The organism is Bacillus tianshenii, from assembly GCA_020524525.2.
GTDB lineage: Bacteria > Bacillota > Bacilli > Bacillales > Bacillaceae_N > Bacillus_AV.
This window is the reverse complement of record CP129018.1, coordinates 53,462-79,331: the sequence shown is the minus strand read 5'-3', so window position 1 is coordinate 79,331 and position 25,870 is coordinate 53,462. Positions and strand designations below refer to the sequence as shown.

Sequence of the window (25,870 nt, the reverse complement as noted above, 5' to 3'; positions counted from 1 at the left end):
GACTATTAACTTGATTCCATTGTAGCACACGCTACCTGAATAATCTACAATGCTTTTTTATTTAAATGCCATTGTTGCCTTAACAGCTTTCTTCCAGCCCTTATACAGCTCTTCTCGTTGGTGCTCTTGCATCTTCGGCTCAAACTGTTTCTCTAAATGCCATTGTGACGCAATTTCACTCTTATCTTTCCAGAAACCAACTGCTAACCCAGCTAAATAAGCCGCTCCTAAGGCAGTTGTTTCATTAATAACAGGGCGTTCCACTGGTACATTTAAAATATCAGATTGGAATTGGCTTAAGAAATTGTTTTTTACTGCACCGCCATCTACTCGTAAAGTTTTCAATGAAATACCTGAATCAGCTTCCATTGCACCTAACACATCTTTCGTTTGGTATGCAAGTGATTCAAGTGTTGCTCGGACAAAGTGCTCCTTTTCCGTGCCGCGTGTAATTCCAAATACCGCTCCACGCACATCACTATCCCAATAAGGCGTTCCGAGTCCTACGAAGGCTGGTACGACATAGACACCGTCTGTTGACTCTACACGTGTGGCGTACTTCTCACTGTCTGCTGCATCATTGAACATACGCAGACCATCGCGAAGCCATTGAATAGCAGAGCCTGCTACAAAAATACTTCCTTCAAGGGCATATTCAACTTTTCCGTCAAGTCCCCAGGCGATTGTTGTCAGCAGGCCATTTTCAGAGGTTACAGCCTTATCACCTGTATTCATCAGCATAAAGCATCCAGTTCCGTACGTATTCTTCGCCATTCCTTCTTCAAAGCAAGCTTGTCCGAAAAGTGCAGACTGTTGATCACCAGCTGCCCCTGAAATCGGCACGTTATAACCGAAAAAATGGTAATCAATTGTTTCTCCATACACCTCAGAAGAAGAACGTACCTCTGGAAGCATTGATTTCGGAACATCAAGGATGTCAAGAAGTTCATCGTCCCACTTCTGTTCATAAATATTGTACATCAATGTCCGTGATGCATTTGAATAATCCGTTACATGCGCCTTACCGCCAGAAAGCTTCCAAATAAGCCAAGTATCAATGGTACCGAATAGAAGCTCGCCATTTTCAGCTTTTTCCCGTGCACCTTCTACATTATCCAATATCCACTTTACTTTCGTTCCAGAGAAGTACGCATCTATAAGTAACCCTGTCTTATTACGGAATAATTTATTATGTTCTTTCGCTTTCAGTTCTTCACAAATGTCAGCTGTTTGTCGAGACTGCCATACGATAGCGTTATAAATTGGTTTGCCTGTTTTCTTGTCCCATACAACTGTCGTTTCACGCTGATTTGTAATACCGATACCTGCGATTTCTGTAGCTGAGGCTCCAGATTCTGATAGAACACTTGCGATAACAGAAAGAATAGAACTCCAGATTTCATTTGCATTATGCTCCACCCACCCTGGATGTGGGAAATATTGCTGAAACTCTTTCTGAGCGCTATGAACAATCTCACCATCTTTATTAAATAAAATGGCGCGTGAGCTTGTTGTACCTTGATCAAGTGCAAGAATATACTTCTTTTCCATGTTTTCGTTCCCCTTTCTTTTAGTCCATGATTATATTTTATAGGTGAAATCTAATTTTGATGAATTTCTGCCGCTTCTTCTTTCGCTACCCTCTTCGTTTTAGCATCACTTTTTTCTCCTAAAATTGCAACTGCAAATAGGGCTACAACAATAATTGAAAAGACATAAAACATTGTCGTAATTTCACCTTTGAAAACTGCTTGATAGAACAAGCCGCCATAAATACCACCAATGATCGGACCAACAATAGGAACCCATGCATAGCTCCAATCTGAACTACCTTTTCCGATTATAGGTAGTAAATAATGAGCAATGCGCGGACCTAAATCACGAGCTGGATTAATCGCATACCCTGTTGTTCCGCCAAGAGACATACCAATTGAAACAATTAGAAAGCCTACAATTAAGGGGTTTAACCCTTCTGTAAATTTATTTGCCCCAATTGCAAGAATTCCTAACACAAGCACAAATGTACCAATCACTTCACTTACTAAGTTCGCAGGCAAGCTTCTAATCGCAGGGTCAGTTGAGAATACAGCCAGCTTTGCCCCTTTATCTTCGGTAACTTTCCAGTGTGGTAGGTAATGAAAAAATACAACGACTGCACCGAGAAACGCTCCAATCATTTGGGCTGTAATGTACAAAGGAACTTTTGACCAAGCAAAATCTCCAACAGCCGCAAGTCCAAGTGTCACTGCAGGGTTAATGTGTGCCCCGCTTATACCACCAACAGCATAGACTGCCATAGCCACTGCTAGTCCCCATCCAAATGTGATTACAATCCATCCAGAATTTTCAGCCTTTGAGCCTTTCAATACTACCCCGCCGACGACACCGCCACCAAGAATAATTAAAATCATCGTACCAACTAGTTCACCAATAAAAGGCGTCATATTCTTTTACCTCCTGTTTACGTAATGTACATGAAGTTATTTCCCCAAAAAACAAAAAAATCCACAACAAACCATCCAACACTTAGAAGCTAAGTGCAGGGTTTGTTGTGGATCTCCTCGTCTCCGTCACAGTTATTAACTTGGTTGTTAGTCTAATAGATTTTGAAAGCGTTGTCAATGCAATGGATGAAAAATTGTTAATAAATCATTCACATTACATTTTTTACCACAAACCACTTCTTGAAGTTGTTATAGCGCTTGCCCCTGCTTCTAATGCAGCCTGTACCTCATCAGCAGTTCGGATTAACCCTCCTGCAAAAATTGGAATTTGGGTCCGTTCTTTCACTTCATGAATCATATTTGGCATTACGCCTGGCAACACTTCTATGAAATCAGGATCTGTTTTTTCAAGCAGGCGGTAGCTCTTTTCTAAAGCATGGGAATCGAGCAAAAATAGCCGTTGAATGGCATAAATCCCTTTCTTCTTTGCTGTGACAATCACATTCGCCCTTGTAGAAATCAACCCTGCAGGCCGGATCTCTTGGCAAAGGTATTCTGTAGCAAATTCATCGTTTTTCAATCCTTGAATTAAATCGACATGCAGAAACATTTTCTTATCATGTCGTTTTGCTGTTTGAACAATACTCTTCACCTGACTAATATGACTGTCTAACAAAACTAAGTATTCATATGAACTGCCTAGCAGCTTATCGAAATCTTTCATATGACGGACAGCAGGTAGGATGGTTTGATTCTTAAACGACATAGACATTCCTCCTTGTCATGGAAGAAGCCGTCTACCCAACGGGATACACGGCTATTATTTATTAATCTTTTTGCTTATATACTGTACCATAAATGTCTAAGCGGCGATCCTTAAGTTGTGTGACAGAACCTGTTTTTCGTTTGCGTCGTAGAATCTCCAAGTCTACATCTCCGACAACAACTGTTTCAATATTCGGGTGGCACTCTCCAGCAATACCATCACGAGCAAACTCGAAATCAGATGGCGTGAAGATACCTGATTGTGCATATTGCACGTCCATATTCTCCACTTGAGACAAGTTTCCGACTGTACCAGCGATGACCGTATATACTTGATTTTCAATCGCGCGAGCTTGAGCGCAATATCTTACACGCAGGTAGCCTTGACGGTCGTCTGTACAGAATGGAACGAAAATAATTTTTGCGCCTTGTTCTGTCGCGATCCTTGCTACTTCAGGAAACTCAATATCATAACAAATCACAATGGCAATTTTACCGCAATCAGTGTCAAACACTTTCACTTTGTCACCGCCGGCAATTCCCCACCATTTATTTTCGTTCGGTGTTACGTGAAGCTTGTATTGCTTTTCAATCGTTCCATCCCGGCGGAATAGATAAGCAATATTGTAGATCTTCTCATTTTCTTCAACAAAATGAGAACCGCCGACAATGTTGATGTTGTATTTAATTGCAAGTTCATTAAATAGCTCAATGTATTCCTCTGTGAACTCGGTCAATTTGCGTATCGCCTGACTCGGTGACTTTTCATCTAAGAACGACATAAGCTGCGTTGTAAAAATTTCTGGGAAAACAGCAAAGTCTGACCCAAAATCCGCTGCCACATCTGTATAGTATTCAACTTGTTGCGCAAACTCATCGAATGAATTGATCTTCTTCATCATATATTGAATCGCTGTAATACGAACTGGGAAAGCCGTTTTGAAATGACGCTTTGTCGTTGGACGATAATCAATGTTATTCCATTCCATTAATGTAGCATAGCGTTGAGACTGGCGATCATCCGGTAAATAACCAGGGTTAATACGCATTAACGTGAAGCCATTCATCAACTGGAATGTCAAAACAGGATCATAAATGTTTGAGCGTGAGACTTCTTCTACATATTCCCTCGGTGTCATTTCATGTGCATGCTTATGATAATTCGGAATACGGCCTCCGATGATAATACTTTTCAAATTTAGACGTTGCGCTAATTCCTTTCGAGCTTCATATAAGCGCCGACCGATTTTCATACCGCGAAATTCAGGATGAACCATCACTTCAATTCCATACAGATTATACCCTTCTGGATCATGATTTGTAATGTAGCCTTCATCAGTTATGTCATCCCATGTATGCTTATCATCATACTCATCAAAGTTTACAATCAAGCTAGAACAAGAACCGATAATTTGCCCATCATATTCAGCACAAAACTGCCCTTCTGGAAATTGGTTAAGGTGGCTATGTAAATGCGCTCGTTCCCATGGTTCCATGTTTGGAAAGCAAACCTTTTGCAAATTTAATAGTGCATCTATATCGCTTTCCTTTATATTACGAATAATCATTTTTTTCTCAAATCTGGATAAATCAAGCTTCGACATGGAATTCGTCCTTTCCATTTCATTATAAATGTTGGGTGGATGCTGTTATATTGCCAAAAAAAGCGCAATTGGTCAAATGATTAAGAAGTACCTAACATATGTATTATTCCACAACTATTTCCCTTCAAAACATCAAAACACCTGCCACGAAAGCAGGTGTTTTCTCATGTTTACAGCTGAGGCTTAGATGGAGTTGAAATATTTGTTAACGTTTCTTCAGCTTGGTGGTCAAACTGTTCATTCGTCGCTAAGTCACCTAGTGAAAGCATACCAATAATGCGGCCGTTTTCAACGACTGGTAAGCGACGAATTTGGTTTTGAGACATTATTTGCGCCGCTTCTTGAACATCCATCTCAGGTGTTGCTTGAATAACATTGTTTGACATAATTTGAGAAACAGGCTCATCTCCCTGTTGTCCTTGAGCTGTATTACGAAGTGTAATGTCTCGGTCTGTTACCATACCGACAACTTGCCCACTTTCAGTAACAGGCAACACACCGATATTATGCTTGCTCATTAATTCCGCAGCATCTTTCACAGATTGATTCGAATCGACAGAAATGACATTAGACTGCATAAGGTTACGAATTGATTGGTTCATGATCATTACCTCCCTTTCGAAAATTAGTTTGGCTTATCCTTGCCGAATTATAAAAAACAAAATCTGCTAATGATTTTATACATAGTTAAGGAATAATATCCCACAATAGAAATAAGACAACCTTTTTTAAAGAAGGAGTTGTGAGAATGATCGTCGATGACTGGAGCAGTTGGACGGCCCCATGGACAATAACACTGCTTTCAAGTATTGGTTATTTCTTATTATGGATCCAAGTTACCCTCTGGCATAAGCGCGGTAAATTTCATTTAAAGCTAATGTGGGCTCCTGTTATTGTACTCCCTGTTGCAGCTCTAATTGGCATTGTTACTCTATTTGTTCAAGACTCTTGGTTCAGCTGGGTTCAACTCATTGTTTCAACTTCTGCTATATGGCTGGGCATTATCGGCACTTCTTTTCATTTGAAATCAATTGGAAAACGAACAGGCGGTTATACCATTGAAAATTTCATGACTGGCCCACCATTTGTGTTGCCACTCCTAATTTCATTATTCGGGACACTTAATTTGTTGGCGATTCTTTTATAAAGGGAGTGAAAGAGGTGGAACATCCTAAAAAAACGTATTATCCAAATTATCACGTGATGAAGCATAAAGATGAATGGGACGAGCATACACGTCGTGTCATTGAGAGTAGGGCTCAAACGAAGGATTCAACTTTTTTTACAGCAGAAGAGCGAGAATTGTTGGCTGATCTTGTACATCACTTGTTTCCCTCTCACTTAGGCGAAAAATCGATTGATGTTGTAAGTCTATTTGATGAACATTGTGCAAAAGGGTACTTACGGGGATATCGAAAAGGCTGCAGACATACAAAACTTACCATCATCCATCTTGGATTAAAAAGTATCCAATCACATAGTCTTGAAGCATATTTCCAACCTTTCCTATCCTTAAAAAAGGCGGAACAACAGCACCTTATTGAAGAGTGGATGAATAACAAAGGATTAAAAAATATTTGGCAGAATGTTGCTCCATATACATTTATGCAAACATTAATGGATGAACTAATTTCAATTGTTTACTCTGACCCTTCTGTTTGGTCAGCAATCGGCTATGGCGGACCTGCTTATCCACATGGGTATTATGCGTTCGGTCCAAAGCAATTTGACAAATGGGAGGCGCCAGTGCATGACAAACCCTCCTCACGTTGATGTATGCATAGTCGGGACTGGAGCAGCTGGAAGTACTGCTGCATACGTGTTAAGTAATGCCGGCTTATCTGTAACATGCCTTGAAGCAGGGCCTTTTCATGAACCACTCCGTGACTTTGTAAGTGATGAATTGGAAATGGAAAAGCTGTTCTGGAATGAGCCTAGGATTAGCACAGGAAATGACCCAATTAATTTATCCCGCAACAATTCTGGAAAAGGTGTTGGCGGAAGTGCTGTCCATTACACCGCCCAGATGCTTCGCTTTCATCATTCTGATTTTCAAACGAAAACATTACAAGGTGTAGGCGAAGACTGGCCGATTACTTACGACGAGGTTAAGCCCTATTATGAACGTATTCAAAAATTATTACGTTTCTCGGGACCCAATTCTTTTCCATGGAAACCATATGGAGGAACGTTTTCTTACCCACAGCATCATGATTTATCAAATAATACATTAAAATTTCGAGCTGGCTGTGAGGCACTTGGTCTGCGCCATTCTGTTTCCCCGCTAGCCATACTATCTGCACCATATGGTGAAAGACACCCATGTACAAATAGAGGCTTTTGTGAGGAAGGCTGTATGCCGAATGCCAAGACAACTCCACTGAATTCCTTTATCCCATTAGCGATAAAAAACGGTGTCTCCATTCAAGCAAATGCCAGGGTAGTTGAAATTCTTCTAAACAAAGATGGAACTGCAAAAGGTGTAAAATACATTACAAACGGGAAAGAGTATTTGCAAACGGCAAGCCTTATCCTTTTAACGGCCTATGCAATTGAAACACCGCGGCTTCTTCTTCATTCAAAAAGTGCTCTGTTCCCAAATGGATTAGCTAATTCATCTGGAACGGTTGGGAAATTCTTAATGACCAATATGAATGACCAACTGCTCGTTCGATTTGATGAGGAAATTCGTATGTATCGCGGAAACCCCGTCCAAGCACTAACGTTAGACACATATGAAGAAGGTGCAAGAAGCGGTGACTACGCAAGAGGGTTCATCATGAATTCCTATGGTTCACGACCTATAAGGCTGGCAAAGTTATTTTCGGAAAACGACAGAGAAGCTTGGGGAGAAACATTAAGACGAAGAATGCTCGATTACAATCATTACGCAGCCTTTGCAATGCTTGGTGAAATGCTTCCACAAGCAACAAATAGCGTTACACTAGGCAGTGAAAAGGATGAATATGACGTACCTATTCCAATCGTCTCGATGTCTCTCTCATCTAACGATATTGCAATACGCAGAGCTGCTAAACAAAAACTAACCGAACTTGGGCATGCAGCAGGAGGCAAACCACTTTATCATCTTCAATCGACAGCACATCTTATAGGTGGTTGCCGTATGGGCGAAAATCCGGAAGACTCAGTTGTAAATAGCTACGGGCAAACACACGACGTAAAGAACCTTTTTATACTCGGAACCCCTACCTTCGTAACAGCACCAAGTGCCAATCCTACGTTCACAGTTTATGCCCTCGCCCTACGGAGTGCGGAATACATGATCGAACGATTTAAAAAAGGAAACTTTAGATGAAAGGAGAACACCATGAAAGATCATTCCAAAAAAGATGTGGAGCGAATTGAAGAGCAAGCAAAGAAAGACGAAAGAGATGCACAAAAGGCAAAGAAAGAACTAAAAAAAGCCTTATATGATATGCATCCGCAACGTGAGCATCACACACGTGAAAAAGGACCTGACAAATAAATGAGCTTCAGGAGGAATTACCCTCCTGAAGCTCATTTTCTTATGTCGTTTTTTGTATAAACTTCTTAAACATCCAGACGTTAAGTACTAGAAAATAACCTAGCCCAATCAACAATGGCAGAAGAAAGGCTTCTCCTTCCCATAACAACCAAAAAGCTTTTGCGGGCCAAAATGTTGGTAATAACCCAAATACATATTGCCAGTTAGAGGAAAGGAAATAAGCTGCAAGCGGACCAAGAAACAAGATCCCTAGCCCTTTCATCAATGCCAAGCCTTCAACCTTGTTATTAGCAAATGTAGGCAATACAAGCAGGACAAATACCGAAAATAAACCAGATAGAAGTGAAATAAGGATCGTTCCAATGAAAAATTGCATATCGAAAATTCCTGTTGTCGGAATAAGCACCGTAATATAGATGACGGTGCAAATGAACACAGACATCAACCTGTACCCAACATACGTATTCATCGACATTGGCGTCACTTTCAAAACCGTTAATGTCCGTTCATCCCGCTCATCTAGAATCAAAAAACCAAATACCAAACCAAAAATAACAGGAATTTGCAAGATAAAAAAGAAGCTTAAGATTAATGGAACATGTTCCATAATATCAATTTGAAATTTTGCACTAAAATAATCACCCGCAAGCGGCATGAAAATACGAATGAGCACGACCATTAAAATAGGGATGAACAACACATATAACAATAATGAATCGCGCCGGATACTCCGCAAATCATTTATGCCAAGCGCCCTTAAAATATGCATTATACCCCCTCCTATTCCTTTACTAGATACTTTTCATACGAACGTTTTGCTAACAAATACAACAATACAATCCAAAGCCCTTGATACAGAAACCCATAAAGCACTTCAAAGGAAGACAGTTCACGAAACCCACCTTCAAGTAAAAGAAGTGAGGCTTGCAAAGGAATCACGTACAACCACTTCGCTTCAAGCCATCCGAAATAATCTAACAGGGGCAAATTCATTACAAGCATATATAGCTGAGAGGGCATCAAAAAAGAACTAATTGATTTGTACGGCGCTACAGCTATAAACGCGATTAAAAGTGATACTACAGACGTTAGAGCTGTTCCTGTAATGATATAAAAATAATTCACCCCAAAGCCTGCAAACGAAAAAACAATGACCAAAGAGATGACAACCGCCATTACAGTAAAGGCGATGACCTTTGCTGTTAAATACTCAAAGAACGACAGCGGTGACACAACAATTGCCTGCAATGTCGATTCACCTTTTTCGAAAAGGATCATCCCTGCTAACAAATAAAAGCCTACAATCCCTAAATCTCCAAAAATAACGAATGGAATTGCTAAGTTCATATATTCAGTCGGCAAGAGCGTCAGGATAACCAGCCAGACAATTGAAATGAAAGCAGCTGCATGAACAAATTTATAACGCCACTGCATACGAAAGTCCATTGTTAAAGCAGAGGTAAGTCTTGTCATACTAACTCACGCCCTGTCACTTGGATAAAGATATCTTCTAATGTTGCTTCTTTCGTATGAATCGTTTCAATCGCATTCCCACGTAGTAATTCTAAGAAACGCTCATTATCTCCAAGACCTTCAAGCTGAAAATCTTCTATTTGAGAGGATTGTTCTACACGGTGTGTAACAGAAACTAACCGTTCTCCATATTGCATCTTCAGCTTTCTTGGTGACTCAATTAACTTAATGTGACCATCAACAATGAATGCAACTCTGTCACATAATTCTTCAGCGACATTCATGTTATGAGTCGTTAAAAAAATCGTATGACCCTTCTCTTTCAAGTCAATAATTAAATCCTTCACCCGCCGAGCATTCACCGGATCAAGACCAGATGTCGGTTCATCCATGAAAAGTAAATCTGGTGCATTCACGAGTGAACGAGCAATATTTAAGCGCATTTGCATCCCTTTTGAGAAGTCTGAAACACGCTTATCTTTATCCTTTAATAAATCAAGTATTTCTAGAAGCTTTTCTGGTTCATTTGTTTTCCCTTTATAAAGCGAGCGAAAGAAGTTCAGGTTTTCTAGCGCCGTCATTTTTTGATAATGATTTGGCAGTTCAAAGCTGACACCAACTTTTTCATAATAATCATTTTTTAAATCTCTAACTTCTTTTCCAAAGACCTTCGCTTCTCCTTCGTATTGCTTATGAAGTCCGATTAGTAAGTTTTGCGTAGTACTCTTTCCCGAACCACTCGGACCAAGAAAACCGAAGATCTCACCTTTATCAATATGAAAATCTAATCCTTGTAAAGTCGGTTGTTCATTCCCTGGGTAGCGAAATACAAGATTGCGGACATCAATCATTTCTATCACCAACTTTTAATTTAAATTTTGAAATAATAAGTTGTTTATATTTCATATTTTAACGCTCAACTTTTTAAAAAGCAATATATTTTGAAATGAATAATGAATTTTATTTCAAAACTTTCATCCGAGGCTATAATATAGATAAATGAAATGATGCTTTGTTAAGATAGTGAAGAGGTGTATACAATGAATGGCTTTGAAAAACGAAGAGAAAAAAAAAAGAATGATATCCGTCAAGCTGCCCTAGACTTATTTGCAGAAGATGGCGTACAAAAAGTAAATATTCAACAGATTGCTGAGAAAGCAAATGTCTCACAAGTAACCATCTATAACTATTTCGGAAGCAAGGATGGTCTTGTCTACGAAGTTGTTCAAACGCTTTTTGAACAAGAATATAAGTGTTACAAACAAATTATGGAGGAAAATGAATCCTTTAGAGAGAAGATCCAAGGGTTAATGAAACATAAAGTGGAATTTGCTTCCTCCTACAATCCAGATTTTATTTTTACGCTTATATCAGAACGACCTGATATTCAATCCTTGGTGCAAACGTATACAGAGGAAAAGACAATGCCTTTGTTCATTCAATTAATTCAACAAGGCAAAGGATCTGGTGATATCCATCCATCCATTTCAGAACAAGCAATTATGTTCTATATGAATATGTTTGCCAACGAAATGCGCAACTATCCACAGGCTTTTCAAACACAAAATGAACTAAAACAATTTACAGAAGAGATGCTTCATTTATTTTTCTACGGATTAATTGGCAGCACTCATAAGGAGGAATAAACAAGCTTGAACAAAAAATATGTCTATTTGCTTCCTGTCTTGGCAGCATTGTTTTGGGGAGGCAACTTTGTAATTGGTCGGGGCTTTTCTGAAACAATGCCGCCGTTCACCCTAGCCTTTTTACGGTGGTGTACGGCTTTTTTATTTTTTCTACCTTTTGGCTGGCATGATATGAAGACTTCAATGCCCTTGTTTAAGAGGCATTGGCAGCCAGTTTTTTGGTTATCACTAACAGGGATTGTTATTTTCAATTCGTTTGTCTACATTGCGGTGCACTTTACAACATCCATTAACGCAGCACTTATTAATGCGCCAGCTCCTGTTTTCATTATGCTTTTATCTTTTTTATTTTTGAAAGAACGGCTTGCGTGGCAGCATATTGTTGGCTTTATCTTTTCACTCATTGGCGTCCTTTTTATTATTAGCCGAGGTTCTCTTGAGGTGCTCCTTAACTTCTCGATTAACAAAGGGGAGTTATGGATGGTCGCAGCCGTGATCGATTGGGCAATTTATTCAGTATTAGTGAAAAAATATGCGCCGCTCTACCCAGCAAAAGGCTTATTCCTAGTAACAATGGCAGTCGGGGCCATGATACTTGCACCTTTTTCAGCGTATGAATGGCTTAGCGGGGTGCCGATGACTTTTGGTATGAATTCTATTTTCGGTATTCTCTACCTTGGAGTTTTCGCTTCGGTAGCCGCTTTTCTATCATGGAATAGTGCGGTTGCGCTTGTGGGACCAGGCAAAGCATCTCCATTTCTCAATCTCATTCCTATGTTTGCTTCCTTTTTTGCAGTCACTTTTCTTGGGGAATCCTTGCAATGGTCACAGCTTGCTGGCGGAAGCATCGTCATCATCGGTGTTCTTATCACAACCGGTGTTCTTAAGTTCCGAACGAAATCAACAATGAAACAAGAAAGCTACCTATCTTAAGCACTGGGCATTGACAGACGAAGCGTTGTCAATGCCCTTTTTTCGTGCTATAGTAACATCAATCCTTATTATTCATATCATATTTATATGAATTTAACTAAAAGGAGATGAAAAGCAAATGGGCCGTGAATTTATCGGTTTATTTGATGAGTGGGCTAAGTCTTATGATGAAGCGGTTGTAGGACACGACCTTGAGTATAAAGATGTATTTATCAATTATGACAAAATCCTAGAAGAAACGGCCGAAGCTACTTTTGGCCATGTAATTGAATTCGGCCTTGGAACAGGAAACTTAACAGAAAAACTAATAACAAAAGGACGAAGCGTTTATGGGGTTGAACCTTCTGCAGAAATGCGGACAATTGCAACGAAGAAACTAAATGATGTTACAATAGTAGATGGAGATTTTCTGAATTTTCCCGCGCCGAAAGAACCGGTTGACAGCATCACCAGTACGTATGCTTTTCATCATTTAACAGATGAAGAGAAAGATCGAGCGATTCAAACTTATAGTCATATGCTTCCTACAGGTGGAGTCATTGCATTTGCAGATACAATTTTTCAAGACGAAGAAGCAAAGCAAGCGATGATTTCAAAATCCGAGCAACAAGGCTTCCTGAACCTTGCTCAAGATTTAAGAACAGAGTATTACACGACAATCGAATTTTTTGAGCAAACATTTGAGAAGCATGACTTTTCAGTATCTTTCAAGCGTATAAATGATTTTGTCTTCTTAATGACAGCTGTTAAACGGTAAGAACGCGCACAAATTGTCGAAGGAGTTGAATAAAATGGCTGAAAAAATGAATGTTGAAAGCTTTAACCTTGACCACACGAAAGTAAAAGCACCATACGTACGTCTTGTAGGAGTAACAGAAGGTACGAAAGGCGATAAAATCTATAAATATGATATTCGTATCTGCCAACCAAACAAGGATCATATGAAGATGCCTGCCCTTCACTCCCTTGAACATATGATGGCAGAGTTTGTTCGTAACCACCTTGATAATGTTCTTGATGTAGGACCAATGGGTTGCCAAACAGGCTTCTACCTTGCAGTTGTCAATAATGACAGCTACGAAGACATTTTAGATGCACTTGATAAAACATTAAATGACGTACTTCTTGCCACAGAAGTACCTGCGTGCAACGAAGTTCAATGCGGTTGGGCAGCAAGCCACAGCCTTGAAGGAGCACAAGAAATCGCACAAAAAATGCTTGCTAAAAAAGATGAATGGACAGAAGTTTTCGCATAAATAGAAGAACATGAAACAAGCCTGTGGCATCTTTTGCCCACAGGCTTGTTTTTATTCATAATTTGGAAGTTTCGTACTAAACTTATACCCAAATCCCCTCACTGTTTGAATAAAGATTGGATTGGCAGGATCTACTTCAATTTTTTTACGAAGATTACTTATATGCACCATAACAGTACGTGTGTCGCCAAAACTATCGACTCCCCAAATGCTTGAATAAAGTTGATCAACACTGAACACTTTATCAGGGTTTCTTGCTAGTAATATTAATAACTGTAGTTCCTTTGCAAATAAATTAATCCCTTCCCCATTTACTTTCACCAAGTAAGCATTTAAATCAATTTCAAGGTTCCCGTATTTTAAGAGATTTTCACTATCCTGCTGTCTAAACGGAAGACGGCGAAGATTCGCTTTAATCCTTGCTACAAGAATACTAGGGTCAAATGGTTTGGTTATATAGTCATCAGCCCCAAGTTCAAGACCAGTAATAATATCTTCAGCCTCCCGCTTGCAGCTTAAGAAAAGAATCGGTATGAGAGACGTTTCACGAATCTTTTTACATACTGTAATCCCGTCCGCTCCCGGCAATAAAATATCTAGGACGACAAGGTCTGGTGATTCCGTATAAAACATTTCGACAGCTTCCAACCCATTATCTGTTGTTACGGTTTCGTACCCGTGATTATGCAAGTATAGCTCAATTAACTCCCTAATCTCTGCTTCATCTTCTACGATCATAATCTTTTCTTTCACTCATCATACACCTCCGTTTCACCCAAGTCTATCTACTTACATTTTAGCAAAAAAATCTTTATATAGAATAAATTGATTTATTTTTCAGAAGAGCACTTTGACAACGACACGTGTGTCGTTTATTATAATGACATACATGTCGTTTTTATTTTCAAAAGAATGGATGGTAATATGACTCCCAAAATTTCAGAACATCAAAGAAAAGAACGAGAGAAACAAATTCTATATGCTGCAAAGCGTGTATTCGAAAGAAAAGGCTTCGAACCGACAACTATGAAAGATGTCGTAGAAGAATCAGGTATGAGTCGAGGCGGAGTCTATATGTATTTCGGAAGTACAGAAGAATTATTTAAAGGGGTATTTGCATTACTTGATAAGGAACGCTCAAACATTCATGAACATTGGAAAGAAATAAATGAGAAAAGTGCCGAACAAATTCTCGTAATATTTATTGAAATGCTATTACAGGATATTCAAACAACAGATGATGAAATAAAGGCTTTTGCTCCTGTTATTTTGGAATACCTATCAACCAGCTGGAGAAACAATGAACGAAGACAGTATATGAAGTCACGTTACGAAGGGGCATTACAATTCTTTGAGCAATTTTTCGAACGAATCATACGCGAGAAAGAGCTAAACCCACTTATGTCAGCCACTGACTTAGCACATTTTACGCTTTCCTTTAACGAAGGCTTACTTTTGACACACCATCACTTTTCCGAAGAAGACACACGGCTTCTTGAGCAATACGAAGCGCTTCAACGCTCACTTGTACATTTATTGCAAATTAATACAGAGGGGAAAAAATATGAGGGAGAACATTGACTTTACTGAAATGTATAACCTTTATTATCATAGCATTTACCACTTTTTATATAAACGAACACACCAGAAAGAATCAGCTGAAGACCTTTGCCAAGAAACTTTTTTGAAGGCCTACAAGGCGATTGATACTTTTGAAAAACGAGCCTCTTTCAAAACATGGTTATATCGCATCGCCTATAATACCTTTATTTCATGGTACCGGAAGGAGAATAAATTTTTTGAAAATAACGTGAAGGAAGATTTGTTAATATACGAGCCACAGTCCTCATTCCTTACGCCAGAAGATTACATCAACCTCCTCACCGATGAAGAAGAAATTCAAATAAAATTCAAACAATTAAACAAAAACTATCGAGAAGTACTCTATTTGAAAGAGCACGAGGACTTATCCTACAAGGAAATTGCCATGAAGCTTAACTGGAATTTATCAAAAGTTAAATCAACAATCTATCGAGCCCGAAAACAATTAAAGCAGTGTGGGTAATTCCACACTGCTTTCGTTAAATTATGCATTAAATTTTTCTTGAACATATGTCATAACTTCTTCAGTTGTTCCCATTGAAAGAATGGTCTCCATTGCTGCTTCTGTCTCTGCTTTCGATAGATGTAGCATTTGACTTCTTGCTCGAAGAATTGATGTAGCACTCATACTGAACTCATCAAGGCCAAGACCAAGTAGTAGTGGAATAGCAATTGAATCGCCGGCCATTTCACCACACATACCTGCCCACTTTCCTTCTTCATGCGCTGCATCAATAACATTCTTCACAAGGCGCAAAATCGCTGGGTTGTATGGTTGATACAAATATGAAACCTTCTCATTCATACGGTCAGCAGCCATTGTATATTGAATTAAATCATTTGTACCGATGCTAAAGAAATCAACTTCCTTCGCAAATTGAACAGCCATTACTGCAACTGATGGAATTTCCACCATCATTCCGATTTCGATGTGGTCTGCAACTTGTACATTCTCTTTCTGTAGCTTCGCTCTTTCATCTTCTAGAATGGCTTTGGCATCACGAAACTCTTGTAGTGTTGCAATCATCGGGAACATAATTTTCAAATTACCATGTACACTTGCGCGAAGAAGTGCACGAAGTTGCGTTCGGAAGATTTCTTGTTCCTCTAAGCAAAGGCGAATGGCCCGAAAGCCTAAGAATGGATTTAATTCTTTTGGTAAGTCAAGGTATGGAAGCTCTTTGTCTCCTCCAATGTCAAGCGTACGAACAACGACTGGCTTATCACCCATTTTTTCGAGTACAGCTTTGTATGCTGTGAACTGTTCTTCCTCTGTTGGAAGATTGTCGCGGCCCATATACAGAAACTCTGTACGATAAAGCCCAATTCCTTCGCCACCATTGTTCAATACACCTTCTACATCTTCTGGCGTTCCAATATTAGCAGCTAGTTCAACATGATGATCATCACTTGTAACTGTCGGTTCATTAACAAGCTTAGCCCATTCAGCTTTTTTCGCTTCATGCTCTTCACGCTTCTTCTCATACTGAGCGATTTCTTCTTCAGATGGATTAACGATTACATGACCGTCTAGCCCATCCACGATTACGATATCATCATTTTTAATATCGGCCATGACACTCTTTGTACCGACAACAGCTGGGATTTCCATTGAACGAGCCATAATTGCAGAGTGTGATGTACGTCCACCAATATCAGTCGTAAACGCTTGTACAAATTTCTTGTTTAACTGTGCTGTATCTGATGGAGTTAAATCTTCAGCGATAATAATCACTTGTTCAGAAATCATGCTTGGGTTTGAAAAATTCACACCAAGTAAATGAGAAAGAACACGTTTTGTTACATCGCGAATATCCGCTGCACGCTCTTTCATATATTCATTGTCCATTTGTTCAAACATATTAATAAACATATCTGCTGTTTCATTTAAAGCAAATTCAGCATTAACATTTTCGTTTTGGATCTTCTCTTTTACAGGATTAATTAACTCAGGGTCATTAAGAACGAGGAGATGAGCGGAAAAGATTTCCGCTTTGTCAGCTCCTAGTTCTTCAAATGCCCGTGTTTTAATTTTTTCAAGCTCCCCTTGAGAAGTTTGAAGCGCTTGATCAAGGCGACCAATTTCTTCATCGACATTTTCAACGTTTTTCTTTTCAATCGTTAGCTCAGGGTTTTCAAGACGATATGCCTTTGCAATTGCAATGCCTCTTGATGCTGCAATACCTTGAATGCTTTGTGACATTACTCTCCAAGCCCTTCATTTTTCATAATATCTTCAATTGCACTAAGTGCTTCATTTTCGTCGTCTCCAGTAGCGACGACTTTCACTTCTGCCCCTTTACCGATACCAAGAGACATTACACCCATGATTGATTTTAAGTTTACTTTCTTTCCATTATATTCAAGGTTAATATCTGATTCATATTTACCTGCTGTATTAACTAAAGTAGTTGCTGGACGTGCATGAATACCTGTTTCACTCGTTACTGTAAATGTTTTTTCAGCCATCGTAATCAAACTCCTTTATTTAATTGGTTATTTTTTTATTGAAGCAACTTCAATTTCGCCCTGTGAAACGTTACTTTGGTTAACATTTATATATTCACCATCTTTAAGGTTTGTAAACACAATTGGCGTAATTGTAGAAGTTGCGTGTTCACGAATATATTCTAAATCTACTTTCATTAATTTATCGCCTTGTTTCACTTCGTCACCTTGCTCGACAAAGATTTCAAAGCCTTCACCTTTTAGTTCAACAGTATCAATACCAAAATGGATTAGGACTTCACGTCCGTTTGTCGTTTCAAACCCAATGGCATGCTTTGTCGGAAAGACATTTACGATTTTACCGTCAGCAGGTGCGGTAACTAAGCCATCTGATGGACGGATTGCAAATCCATCTCCCATCATTTTTTGAGAAAATACTTGGTCTGGCACTTCACTAATTGGTAAAATTTCACCTTGAATTGGGCTTGCAAAGCTTTCTTCTTCTGTTGAAGTTGTTGGTGGGATTTCACAATCTTCACCAATCGGGTCTTTCTTTTCTTTTTCTATTTCACCTGCTGGAGGTGGTGTCTTACCTGAGATAATATCTTGAATCTGACTCTTAATGGTGTCAGAACGAGGACCGAAGATTGCTTGAATGTTATCTCCCACTTCAAGAACGCCAGACGCTCCAAGACTTTTCAAGCGATTTTTATCAACTTTGCCAACTTCCTTAACCGAAACACGTAAACGCGTAATACATGCATCTAAGTGAGTTAAGTTCTCTTTACCACCAAGTGCTTCAAGAACATTATACGGAAGTTCTTCTACTTTACCGCCGCTTTCAGATGCATCATCATCTGTTTCACGACCAGGTGTTTTCAAATCGAATTTTCGAATTGCAAATCGGAAGCCAAAATAATAAATGACAGCAAGTACAAGTCCTACAGGAATAACAAGCCACCAGTCTGTCCGATTTTGCAACACACCAAAGATTAAGTAGTCAATAGCACCGCCAGAGAAGGACATCCCAATCTTTACATTTAAGATTTCCATAAGCATAAAAGACAAACCTGCAAACACTGCATGAATAGCGAATAGAAGTGGAGCTACGAATAAGAATGAAAATTCAAGCGGCTCAGTAATACCTGTTAAGAAAGAAGTTAATGCAGCTGAACCAAGAATACCTGCTGCAAGCTTTTTCTTTTCTGGACGAGCTTCATGATACATCGCAAGTGCTGCTGCAGGTAATCCAAACATCATGAATGGGAATTTACCAGTCATAAATGTACCTGCTGTAAATTGTTCTACACCGTCTTTCATTTGAGCAAAGAAAATCTTTTGATCACCGCGAACGATTTCACCTGCATCATTAACATATTGACCAAACTCAAACCAAAATGGTGCATAGAAAATATGATGCAAGCCAAATGGAATCAAGGAACGCTCAATAACACCGAAAACGAATGCTGCCAATGTTTTGTTTGCATCAATCATATTATGTGAAAAGGCATTCAGCGCATCCTGCACAGGAGGCCAAATGAAAATCATAATAAGACCAAGAAACAATGAAAAGACAGATGTAATAATTGGAACAAATCGTTTCCCAGCAAAGAATCCTAAGTATGATGGAAGTTCGATTGTATAGTATTTATTGTAACAATAAGCCCCTAGCATACCAACTATGATACCGCCGAATACGCCTGTTTGAAGGGTTGGAATCCCTAAAACGTTTGCATAAGCTTGACTGCCTTCAACCATTTCAGGTGTAATCTCTAACACGACACTCATCGTTACATTCATAACAAGATAACCGATAATTGCTGCTAAGCCTGCAACACCGTCACCTCCGGCTAACCCTACTGCAACCCCTACGGCAAATAGTAAGGATAAGTTAGCGAAGACAATTCCACCTGCATTTTCCATAATGGAAGCAACTAATTGTACCCATTCTAGTTGCAGAAATGGAAGCTGTTGCATCGTTTGCTCAGTTTGCATCGCACTACCGAAAGCAAGCAACAGACCTGCTGCAGGTAAGAGGGCAACCGGAAGCATAAGCGCTTTCCCGATTTTTTGCAGTCTACCGAAAGCATTTTTAAACATGTGCCTTCCCTCCTTAATTCATGATGGTACTTATTAAGTGTTTGCAGCAAATAAAAAAGGCATGAATGAAAAAAGACAACAGGTCGATATGAAGATATACGTATCCCCATACTTTAACCTGCGTCTCTCTTCACTCATGCCTGATCGAATCAGTTACACGTAAAGAAAGCCGTAACGTTTATTATTTTTTCGTAAGCCTTTGCAAGTGCATTGTTAAATACACGGCTTCAGCTTCGTAAACCTTTTCATTTAAAAATTGCTGCATCACTTTTATCACTTTCCACGATAAATTATAACAGATTGGGTATTCTTCTTTCAATAATAAAGTGAATTTTTCTGGCTCTTCAATTTTTTCTCCATTCTTCACCCTTTCTATCGTAGAACGGAGATGACGTACAAGCCGTAGATAACTTACACTCTCATTATCAATTTTAATTTTCAAGCTACTTTCAATAATGTTAATTAGCTTGCTTATTAACTGAGAATATTGATTAACCTCTGATAAATCAGTATTTGTCCTTGCACTATAGATGTGAAGAGCAACGAATCCAATTTCACCTTCAGGAAGATCAACACCAATTCGTTCGTTTACAATCTTAATAACTTGCTCAGCAATATGATACTCTTTCGGATATAGTGTCTCCGTCTCAATTAGGAATGGATTGTGCAAATCCAACCCCTGCTCATGACGTTTGATTGCAAATGATATGTGGTCGGTTAACGCAACATGAATATGCTCATTCAAACTTCCTTGTACTTGTTCTTCTATATAATGAATAATTTCATTCATGACAATAATTAATTGTTCATCAATTAATGGAAGAAGCTGCTTATATTGCTCTTGTTCTTGCTCATTTTCGAGTACATATATTTTTTCAGCCGATTCAGGTGTAATGGTATCTCCAGACTTTTTACCAAAACCGATCCCTTTTCCAATCAATACCACTTCATTATGAGAAGGATGGTCGGTAATTAACACATTGTTATTCAGCACTTTTTTTATAGATAATGTGTCCTTCATCGATCCCATTCCCTCCTTTCATTTTCCAACAATGAAACGCTTTCATCACATTTATAGAACGTTTACATAGTACAGAAAAACCACTTATTCGTCAATTCTCGACAAATATTTCGAACTATGTAATTTATGTAAACCTAAATAGTTTTTGCAATATATTTTTATTTAAATTTTCTTAATATAACAAATAATTCTATATCTATTCACATAATAAGTGGATGTCTGTATAATTCACTCCATAAAGACAACTGTACTTTCAGGGAGGACAACGAGATGCGAAACTTTGGATTACTACCCAGGATTATTTTGGCGATTGGCCTCGGTATTTTAATCGGTTCTTTCGTTCCAGAATGGACGATTCAATTATTTTCCACCTTTAACGGTATTTTTGGAAATTTCCTTGGATTTGCGATTCCACTTATTATTATTGGTTTTATTGCGCCTGGAATTGGACAAATGGGACGAGGCGCCGGCAAACTGCTATCATTAACAGCTGGAATTGCTTATCTTTCAACAGTTATTGCAGGAACACTTGCATTTGGTACAGGTTCTTTTCTTTTTCCAAAGTTCCTTCAAACAGGAGCGTTTCTAGAAAATATAGAGAACCCTGAAGAAGTTCTTTTATCTCCTTTCTTTGAAGTCGAAATGCAGCCAATTATGGATGTGATGACAGCATTGCTTTTATCATTCACACTTGGCCTAGGTATTGCAGCCCTTAAGAGCGACGCACTTCAAAATGTGATGATTGACTTTCGTAGTATTATCGAGAAATTAATTTCAGTAATTATTATTCCGCTATTGCCGTTTCATATTTTCGGTATCTTCGCAAACATGACACACGGCGGACAAGTTGCTGCTATTATGTCAACATTTGCGAAAGTGTTTGTTGTAATTATTGCTCTTCATATCGTTATGTTAATGATTCAATATACAACAGCAGGAATCCTAGCAAGAAAGAATGTTTTTTCACTATTAAAAACAATGATGCCAGCCTACTTTACGGCCCTTGGTACCCAATCTTCTGCTTCAACTATTCCTGTGACACTACGTCAAACAAAGAAAAACGGTATCCGTGAACGTATTGCAGATTTTGTTGTTCCTTTGTGTGCAACCATTCATCTGTCTGGAAGCACGATTACATTAGTCAGCTGTTCAATGGCTGTTATGTTTCTAAATGGACAAACCCCAACGTTTGCCACTCTATTTCCGTTTATCCTTATGCTAGGTGTAACAATGATTGCTGCTCCAGGTGTGCCCGGTGGTGCAGTAATGGCGGCTCTTGGTTTACTACAATCTATGCTTGGCTTTAATGAAACAATGGTTTCACTTATGATCGCTCTTTACCTTGCACAGGATAGCTTAGGTACAGCTTGCAATGTTACAGGCGATGGCGCGATTGCTACTATTGTTGATAAGCTAAGTCCTTCTAAATCACTTAAACATATATCAGAATCAAAAGCAGGCTAATGCTATAGGAAACCCCCGTGTCATAAGTAATGACCGGGGGTTTCTTTTTTGTTATTTTCCTAATAGCTTTAAAATATAGTCTGCAAACATACCGCCAAGATAAATTCCTACAATACCTAAGATTCCAGATAAGACAGGAGGAGCAGGTAAAGGTAGTCGAATTACCTTAAATAAAATACCGACAAATATTCCCGCTATTAAACTCAGTATAATTTCTTTCATGTCGATAACCTCTCATTCGGGTCAAAAGGAAAATTAATAATCGGAACTTCCCTCTTCACCGTTTACAATTGCAATACCAGAGCTTGCGCCAATTCGTGTTGCACCTGCATCAATCATTGCTTGAGCATCTTCATAACTACGTACGCCGCCAGATGCTTTCACCCCGATGTCAGGGCCAACTGTTTTACGCATTAAGGCAATATCTTCTACAGTTGCTCCACCGCCTGCAAAACCTGTAGATGTTTTGACATAATCAGCACCTGCTTTGACAGAAAGCTCACACGCACGTACTTTTTCTTCATCAGTAAGCAAGCATGTTTCAATAATAACTTTTACAAGTGCCTTTCCTTTCGCCGCCTCAACAACTGCTCGAATGTCACGCTCTACTAGTACATCGTTACCGTCCTTAAGAGCACCTACATTAATAACCATGTCAATTTCTTGCGCACCATTTTCAATCGCATTTTTTGTTTCAAATGCTTTGACTTCAGGTGTTGTAGCACCTAGCGGGAAACCAATAACAGTACAAACTAAAACGTCACTGCCCTTTAAAATGTCCGCAGCCACTTCTACCCAAGTTGGGTTTACACAAACAGACGCAAATCCATGTTCTTTCGCCTCATTCGCTAGTGTGACCACTTGGTCTTTCTGAGATTCTGGCTTTAACAATGTATGATCAATCATTTTTGCAAGCTTCGTGCTCATGTATATGTCCTCCCTTATCTCTTTCAACATCATGACGGCTATATAATATCACAGCGTCTTAAAAACACCTAGTGTTAAAATAACATTCCAGCAATCGCACCACTTAGAAGTGAAGCCAGCATACCAGCTAGTACAGCACGCAAACCTAGACGCGCAATGTCTGCACGACGATTTGGTGCAAGATTACCAAGTCCACCGAGAAGAATAGCCATTGATGAAATATTAGCGAAACCACAAAGTGCGAAACTCATAATTGCAACGGTTTTTTCTGATAGATTACCAATTTCAGGTGCGAAGTTTGAATAGGCAACAAACTCGTTTAACACAAGCTTTTGACCAATGTATCCACCTGCTTGAACCGCTTCCTGCCATGGTACGCCAATCGCAAAGGCAATTGGTGAAAATAATACACCAAGAATCAATTCAAGAGACAGGTCACTATAACCAAATATTCCACCGACCCATCCTAATAGACCATTAACAAGAGCAATTAACGCGATAAATGCAAGAAGCATCGCACCGATATTTAAAGCAAGATCAAGACCAATACTTGCACCACGTGCTGCAGCATCGACAACATTTGTAGATTCTTTATCTTTTTCCATCGTAATTGTTTGACCACTCGTATCTTCTGTTTCTGGCATAATCATTTTTGCCATAATAAGACCTGCTGGAGCAGCCATAAAGCTTGCTGCTAATAAGTATTCAAGTGGTACACCTAATAATGAGTATCCGATTAATACTGAACCAGCTACTGAAGCAAGACCTCCCGTCATAACAGCAAACAACTCAGATTGGGTCATCTTATGAATATAAGGCTTGACCACTAATGGTGCTTCTGTTTGACCGACGAAAATATTTGCCGCAGCAGAAAGTGATTCTGTCTTACTTGTACCTAACAGTTTTGCTAAAGCCCCACCAAGCAATTTTATAACCCACTGCATAACCCCTACATAATAAAGAACTGAAATCAAAGATGAGAAGAAAATAACAACAGGCAACACTTGAAATGCGAAGACCATTCCAATGTTCGTTCCTTCTTGGAAAAATCCTCCGAACAGGAAATTAATCCCTTCATTTGCATAACCAACAATACTGTTCACAACTTCTGTTAATTTCTTAAGAGCTGCTTTTCCGAAGTCCCATTTCAATACAGCGACACCAAACCCTACTTGAATGGCCAAGCCAACTAAGATTGTTCGCCAATTAATTAATTTTTTATTATTTGAAAATAAAAACGCTATACCAAGGACAACGACAATACCTAAAAGACCCCATAGAATATTCATGATGCGCACTCCTTTGTGAAGTGAATTTTTTAGTCCCTAAGCACCGACGGTTTTCTCCAGGCTATTTGTCATCTTGTCCGAAACCTACCCTTTATACATTACTGATAAACAAATCTATTTCCATATTAAGTATAATTACAGCATGAAGCCTATTTCCATGGTATCGTTTACATTCCCATGATTGGTAGGAGGTCAGACATCAAACAACCGAACTAATCATACCATGTCCTTCACCGATAGACAACCCCAATTAGTCCCTCTTCTTTTGTGCATTTTCCATAAAAAAACACGAGCTTCTCTGCCCGTGTTTAGCTATACATAAAATAATTTTACTAAAATAAGTGAAACAACAGATAAAAAAACTGTTGTCGCTAATGTTAGGTAAATTGGCTTCATACCTGTCTTTCGAACTACAGAAAAACTTGTAGCAAGCCCCAGACCCGCCATTGCAATAAGCAAGATAAAATTTGTTGCATTGTTAATCACTGAAACGCTTGCGTCTGAAATGAGACCTGTTGAATTCAAAAGGACAATGAGAATAAAACCTGTTACAAACCAAGGCACCGTTATTTTTTTGTTTTTCCCAGTGCCTGCTTCTTGCTTTGTCTTCCACACACTTAGAAGCAGAATCATCGGTATAAGTAATAATACTCGCGTTAACTTAACAAGTGTTGCAAATTTACCTGCTTCATCACCAATTGCAAAACCCGCTGCCACAACTTGCGCCACTTCATGAACAGAAGCCCCTGTCCATACACCATACATTAATTCAGGCCACTGAAACAGTCGAAAAATCACTGGGTAAAGAATCATTGAAATGGTACCAAACACAGTGATTGCTGCCACAGAAAAAGTAACGTCCCTTTCTTCTGCTTTGATAACCGGAGCAATCCCAGCAATAGCTGATGCACCACAAATCGAACAGCCTGTTCCAATCAAAATCGAAGACTCAACATTAAGTCCAAGCCACTTCCCTACCCGAATCGTAAATAGAAATGCAGCTGTAACTAAGATTGTTACCAGCAAGATTCCTTTCAAACCTACTTCAAATACTTGCATAATGCTTAACTTAAAACCGAGCAGGACAACTGCAAAACGAAGCAATCCTTTATATGAAAACTGAATTCCAGGCATAAAGCGCTCAGAAAAAGGAATAAAATTACGTATTAACATGCCAAGAAGAATCGCTAAAATAAGGGCGTTAACGTGCATTTGTTCTAATATTTCAATTTTTTGCGTAAGAGAAGCTACAATTGCTACTCCTATTGTTAAGGCCAAACCTAACCAGGTTTTTTTCAAAAAATTCACTCATACCACCATCCCTATCCTCTACTTAAATTGTAGATTATGGTATACTATAAGTAAAATAATATATTTTTATATTTTTAATTAGTAATTACTTATGTAAAGG

Annotated in this window: 28 protein-coding genes; 11 read left to right on the top strand and 17 right to left on the bottom strand. The window is 38.9% G+C overall.

Annotated features, from left to right (window positions below):
• Positions 1–57: 57 nt before the first annotated feature.
• The 5 genes from glpK to LC040_00345 all read right to left on the bottom strand — a co-directional run bounded on the left by glpK (position 58) and on the right by LC040_00345 (position 5,415).
• Entirely contained in the window at positions 58–1,551 is a 1,494-nt protein-coding gene (gene glpK, locus LC040_00365) for a glycerol kinase GlpK (GenBank protein ID WLR51393.1), read from the bottom strand.
• 50 nt (positions 1,552–1,601) lie between these two features.
• On the bottom strand, positions 1,602–2,444 hold the full coding sequence (locus tag LC040_00360) for an MIP/aquaporin family protein (protein ID WLR51392.1): 843 nt from the start codon (positions 2,442–2,444) through the stop codon (positions 1,602–1,604).
• A 223-nt stretch (positions 2,445–2,667) separates the two neighbouring features.
• Complete coding sequence (locus LC040_00355) at positions 2,668–3,210, bottom strand: glycerol-3-phosphate responsive antiterminator (GenBank protein ID WLR51391.1); 543 nt, start codon at positions 3,208–3,210, stop codon at positions 2,668–2,670.
• 61 nt (positions 3,211–3,271) lie between these two features.
• The gene (locus tag LC040_00350; protein WLR51390.1) at positions 3,272–4,813 is read right to left on the bottom strand and encodes a GNAT family N-acetyltransferase; all 1,542 of its coding nucleotides are present in this window, start codon (positions 4,811–4,813) and stop codon (positions 3,272–3,274) included.
• Between the two features lie 170 nt (positions 4,814–4,983).
• Positions 4,984–5,415, bottom strand: coding sequence for a CBS domain-containing protein (locus tag LC040_00345; protein WLR51389.1), 432 nt, complete (start codon positions 5,413–5,415; stop codon positions 4,984–4,986).
• Positions 5,416–5,561: 146 nt separating this feature from the next.
• Between LC040_00345 and LC040_00340 the strand changes: the two genes are divergently transcribed.
• The 4 genes from LC040_00340 to LC040_00325 are packed head-to-tail and all read left to right on the top strand — an operon-like array spanning position 5,562 to position 8,300.
• A complete protein-coding gene (locus LC040_00340; GenBank protein WLR51388.1) occupies positions 5,562–5,960 on the top strand; it encodes a hypothetical protein in 399 nt (132 codons plus the stop codon).
• A gap of 14 nt (positions 5,961–5,974) precedes the next feature.
• Positions 5,975–6,586 (top strand): gluconate 2-dehydrogenase subunit 3 family protein, encoded by a 612-nt coding sequence (locus LC040_00335; protein ID WLR51387.1) that lies wholly within the window; start codon positions 5,975–5,977, stop codon positions 6,584–6,586.
• Positions 6,564–8,129 carry a GMC family oxidoreductase gene (locus tag LC040_00330; protein ID WLR51386.1) on the top strand — a complete coding sequence of 522 codons (1,566 nt, stop codon included), beginning with the start codon at positions 6,564–6,566 and terminating at the stop codon, positions 8,127–8,129. Before LC040_00335 ends, LC040_00330 begins: the two co-directional genes overlap by 23 nt.
• Positions 8,130–8,141: 12 nt before the next feature.
• Positions 8,142–8,300 carry a hypothetical protein gene (locus tag LC040_00325; GenBank protein WLR51385.1) on the top strand — a complete coding sequence of 53 codons (159 nt, stop codon included), beginning with the start codon at positions 8,142–8,144 and terminating at the stop codon, positions 8,298–8,300.
• A gap of 40 nt (positions 8,301–8,340) precedes the next feature.
• On the opposite strand, the gene LC040_00320 is transcribed toward LC040_00325, so the two are convergent.
• The 3 genes from LC040_00320 to LC040_00310 are packed head-to-tail and all read right to left on the bottom strand — an operon-like array spanning position 8,341 to position 10,624.
• Positions 8,341–9,069, bottom strand: a complete 729-nt coding sequence (locus tag LC040_00320) for a hypothetical protein (GenBank protein ID WLR51384.1) — start codon at positions 9,067–9,069, stop codon at positions 8,341–8,343.
• 11 nt (positions 9,070–9,080) lie between these two features.
• Positions 9,081–9,773, bottom strand: a complete 693-nt coding sequence (locus LC040_00315) for a hypothetical protein (GenBank protein ID WLR51383.1) — start codon at positions 9,771–9,773, stop codon at positions 9,081–9,083.
• A complete protein-coding gene (locus LC040_00310) occupies positions 9,770–10,624 on the bottom strand; it encodes an ABC transporter ATP-binding protein (protein WLR51382.1) in 855 nt (284 codons plus the stop codon). Before LC040_00310 ends, LC040_00315 begins: the two co-directional genes overlap by 4 nt.
• Before the next feature lie 189 nt (positions 10,625–10,813).
• Here LC040_00310 and LC040_00305 point away from each other — a divergent pair, with 189 nt between their 5' ends.
• The 4 genes from LC040_00305 (at position 10,814) to LC040_00290 (ending at position 13,608) form a co-directional block, all read left to right on the top strand.
• The gene (locus LC040_00305; GenBank protein WLR51381.1) at positions 10,814–11,419 is read left to right on the top strand and encodes a TetR/AcrR family transcriptional regulator; all 606 of its coding nucleotides are present in this window, start codon (positions 10,814–10,816) and stop codon (positions 11,417–11,419) included.
• A 6-nt stretch (positions 11,420–11,425) separates the two neighbouring features.
• Complete coding sequence (locus LC040_00300) at positions 11,426–12,352, top strand: DMT family transporter (protein WLR51380.1); 927 nt, start codon at positions 11,426–11,428, stop codon at positions 12,350–12,352.
• Positions 12,353–12,470: 118 nt separating this feature from the next.
• Entirely contained in the window at positions 12,471–13,109 is a 639-nt protein-coding gene (locus LC040_00295) for a class I SAM-dependent methyltransferase (GenBank protein ID WLR51379.1), read from the top strand.
• Positions 13,110–13,143: 34 nt separating this feature from the next.
• Positions 13,144–13,608: an S-ribosylhomocysteine lyase gene (locus LC040_00290; protein WLR51378.1), complete on the top strand. Its 465-nt coding sequence runs from the start codon at positions 13,144–13,146 to the stop codon at positions 13,606–13,608.
• A 51-nt stretch (positions 13,609–13,659) separates the two neighbouring features.
• Here LC040_00290 and LC040_00285 read toward each other — a convergent pair whose 3' ends face one another.
• Entirely contained in the window at positions 13,660–14,361 is a 702-nt protein-coding gene (locus tag LC040_00285; protein ID WLR51377.1) for a response regulator transcription factor, read from the bottom strand.
• A 171-nt stretch (positions 14,362–14,532) separates the two neighbouring features.
• Between LC040_00285 and LC040_00280 the strand changes: the two genes are divergently transcribed.
• Together LC040_00280 and LC040_00275 are read left to right on the top strand one after the other, a co-directional pair.
• Positions 14,533–15,189 carry a TetR family transcriptional regulator gene (locus LC040_00280; GenBank protein ID WLR51376.1) on the top strand — a complete coding sequence of 219 codons (657 nt, stop codon included), beginning with the start codon at positions 14,533–14,535 and terminating at the stop codon, positions 15,187–15,189.
• A complete protein-coding gene (locus LC040_00275) occupies positions 15,173–15,673 on the top strand; it encodes an RNA polymerase sigma factor (protein ID WLR51375.1) in 501 nt (166 codons plus the stop codon). Before LC040_00280 ends, LC040_00275 begins: the two co-directional genes overlap by 17 nt.
• Before the next feature lie 21 nt (positions 15,674–15,694).
• Here LC040_00275 and ptsP read toward each other — a convergent pair whose 3' ends face one another.
• From ptsP to LC040_00255, 4 genes are all read right to left on the bottom strand, one after another.
• Complete coding sequence (gene ptsP / locus LC040_00270) at positions 15,695–17,413, bottom strand: phosphoenolpyruvate--protein phosphotransferase (protein WLR51374.1); 1,719 nt, start codon at positions 17,411–17,413, stop codon at positions 15,695–15,697.
• Entirely contained in the window at positions 17,413–17,679 is a 267-nt protein-coding gene (locus tag LC040_00265; GenBank protein ID WLR51373.1) for a phosphocarrier protein HPr, read from the bottom strand. The genes ptsP and LC040_00265 overlap by 1 nt, the downstream gene beginning before the upstream one ends.
• A 27-nt stretch (positions 17,680–17,706) precedes the next feature.
• Positions 17,707–19,758, bottom strand: coding sequence for a glucose-specific PTS transporter subunit IIBC (gene ptsG / locus LC040_00260; protein ID WLR51372.1), 2,052 nt, complete (start codon positions 19,756–19,758; stop codon positions 17,707–17,709).
• Positions 19,759–19,939: 181 nt separating this feature from the next.
• Positions 19,940–20,779, bottom strand: coding sequence for a PRD domain-containing protein (locus LC040_00255; protein ID WLR51371.1), 840 nt, complete (start codon positions 20,777–20,779; stop codon positions 19,940–19,942).
• A 270-nt stretch (positions 20,780–21,049) separates the two neighbouring features.
• Between LC040_00255 and LC040_00250 the strand changes: the two genes are divergently transcribed.
• Positions 21,050–22,243, top strand: coding sequence for a dicarboxylate/amino acid:cation symporter (locus tag LC040_00250; protein ID WLR51370.1), 1,194 nt, complete (start codon positions 21,050–21,052; stop codon positions 22,241–22,243).
• A gap of 51 nt (positions 22,244–22,294) precedes the next feature.
• Here LC040_00250 and LC040_00245 read toward each other — a convergent pair whose 3' ends face one another.
• The 4 genes from LC040_00245 to LC040_00230 all read right to left on the bottom strand — a co-directional run bounded on the left by LC040_00245 (position 22,295) and on the right by LC040_00230 (position 25,758).
• On the bottom strand, positions 22,295–22,465 hold the full coding sequence (locus tag LC040_00245; protein ID WLR51369.1) for a DUF1427 family protein: 171 nt from the start codon (positions 22,463–22,465) through the stop codon (positions 22,295–22,297).
• Positions 22,466–22,498: 33 nt separating this feature from the next.
• Positions 22,499–23,170 carry a deoxyribose-phosphate aldolase gene (gene deoC, locus LC040_00240; protein ID WLR51368.1) on the bottom strand — a complete coding sequence of 224 codons (672 nt, stop codon included), beginning with the start codon at positions 23,168–23,170 and terminating at the stop codon, positions 22,499–22,501.
• A 74-nt stretch (positions 23,171–23,244) separates the two neighbouring features.
• On the bottom strand, positions 23,245–24,459 hold the full coding sequence (locus tag LC040_00235; GenBank protein WLR51367.1) for a NupC/NupG family nucleoside CNT transporter: 1,215 nt from the start codon (positions 24,457–24,459) through the stop codon (positions 23,245–23,247).
• A 312-nt stretch (positions 24,460–24,771) separates the two neighbouring features.
• Positions 24,772–25,758: a YeiH family protein gene (locus LC040_00230; protein ID WLR51366.1), complete on the bottom strand. Its 987-nt coding sequence runs from the start codon at positions 25,756–25,758 to the stop codon at positions 24,772–24,774.
• Between the last annotated feature and the right edge of the window lie 112 nt (positions 25,759–25,870).

What these genes read in the sequence shown, in the direction of transcription:
- glpK (WLR51393.1), bottom strand. Translation starts at nt 1,551, where the DNA reads ATGGAAAAGAAGTATATTCTTGCACTTGATCAAGGTACAACAAGCTCA.
- LC040_00360 (WLR51392.1), bottom strand. Translation starts at nt 2,444, where the DNA reads ATGACGCCTTTTATTGGTGAACTAGTTGGTACGATGATTTTAATTATT.
- LC040_00355 (WLR51391.1), bottom strand. Translation starts at nt 3,210, where the DNA reads ATGTCGTTTAAGAATCAAACCATCCTACCTGCTGTCCGTCATATGAAA.
- LC040_00350 (WLR51390.1), bottom strand. Translation starts at nt 4,813, where the DNA reads ATGTCGAAGCTTGATTTATCCAGATTTGAGAAAAAAATGATTATTCGT.
- LC040_00345 (WLR51389.1), bottom strand. Translation starts at nt 5,415, where the DNA reads ATGAACCAATCAATTCGTAACCTTATGCAGTCTAATGTCATTTCTGTC.
- LC040_00340 (WLR51388.1), top strand. Translation starts at nt 5,562, where the DNA reads ATGATCGTCGATGACTGGAGCAGTTGGACGGCCCCATGGACAATAACA.
- LC040_00330 (WLR51386.1), top strand. Translation starts at nt 6,564, where the DNA reads ATGACAAACCCTCCTCACGTTGATGTATGCATAGTCGGGACTGGAGCA.
- LC040_00325 (WLR51385.1), top strand. Translation starts at nt 8,142, where the DNA reads ATGAAAGATCATTCCAAAAAAGATGTGGAGCGAATTGAAGAGCAAGCA.
- LC040_00320 (WLR51384.1), bottom strand. Translation starts at nt 9,069, where the DNA reads ATGCATATTTTAAGGGCGCTTGGCATAAATGATTTGCGGAGTATCCGG.
- LC040_00315 (WLR51383.1), bottom strand. Translation starts at nt 9,773, where the DNA reads ATGACAAGACTTACCTCTGCTTTAACAATGGACTTTCGTATGCAGTGG.
- LC040_00310 (WLR51382.1), bottom strand. Translation starts at nt 10,624, where the DNA reads ATGATTGATGTCCGCAATCTTGTATTTCGCTACCCAGGGAATGAACAA.
- LC040_00305 (WLR51381.1), top strand. Translation starts at nt 10,814, where the DNA reads ATGAATGGCTTTGAAAAACGAAGAGAAAAAAAAAAGAATGATATCCGT.
- LC040_00295 (WLR51379.1), top strand. Translation starts at nt 12,471, where the DNA reads ATGGGCCGTGAATTTATCGGTTTATTTGATGAGTGGGCTAAGTCTTAT.
- LC040_00290 (WLR51378.1), top strand. Translation starts at nt 13,144, where the DNA reads ATGGCTGAAAAAATGAATGTTGAAAGCTTTAACCTTGACCACACGAAA.
- LC040_00280 (WLR51376.1), top strand. Translation starts at nt 14,533, where the DNA reads ATGACTCCCAAAATTTCAGAACATCAAAGAAAAGAACGAGAGAAACAA.
- LC040_00275 (WLR51375.1), top strand. Translation starts at nt 15,173, where the DNA reads ATGAGGGAGAACATTGACTTTACTGAAATGTATAACCTTTATTATCAT.
- ptsP (WLR51374.1), bottom strand. Translation starts at nt 17,413, where the DNA reads ATGTCACAAAGCATTCAAGGTATTGCAGCATCAAGAGGCATTGCAATT.
- LC040_00265 (WLR51373.1), bottom strand. Translation starts at nt 17,679, where the DNA reads ATGGCTGAAAAAACATTTACAGTAACGAGTGAAACAGGTATTCATGCA.
- ptsG (WLR51372.1), bottom strand. Translation starts at nt 19,758, where the DNA reads ATGTTTAAAAATGCTTTCGGTAGACTGCAAAAAATCGGGAAAGCGCTT.
- LC040_00255 (WLR51371.1), bottom strand. Translation starts at nt 20,779, where the DNA reads ATGAAGGACACATTATCTATAAAAAAAGTGCTGAATAACAATGTGTTA.
- LC040_00250 (WLR51370.1), top strand. Translation starts at nt 21,050, where the DNA reads ATGCGAAACTTTGGATTACTACCCAGGATTATTTTGGCGATTGGCCTC.
- LC040_00245 (WLR51369.1), bottom strand. Translation starts at nt 22,465, where the DNA reads ATGAAAGAAATTATACTGAGTTTAATAGCGGGAATATTTGTCGGTATT.
- deoC (WLR51368.1), bottom strand. Translation starts at nt 23,170, where the DNA reads ATGAGCACGAAGCTTGCAAAAATGATTGATCATACATTGTTAAAGCCA.
- LC040_00235 (WLR51367.1), bottom strand. Translation starts at nt 24,459, where the DNA reads ATGAATATTCTATGGGGTCTTTTAGGTATTGTCGTTGTCCTTGGTATA.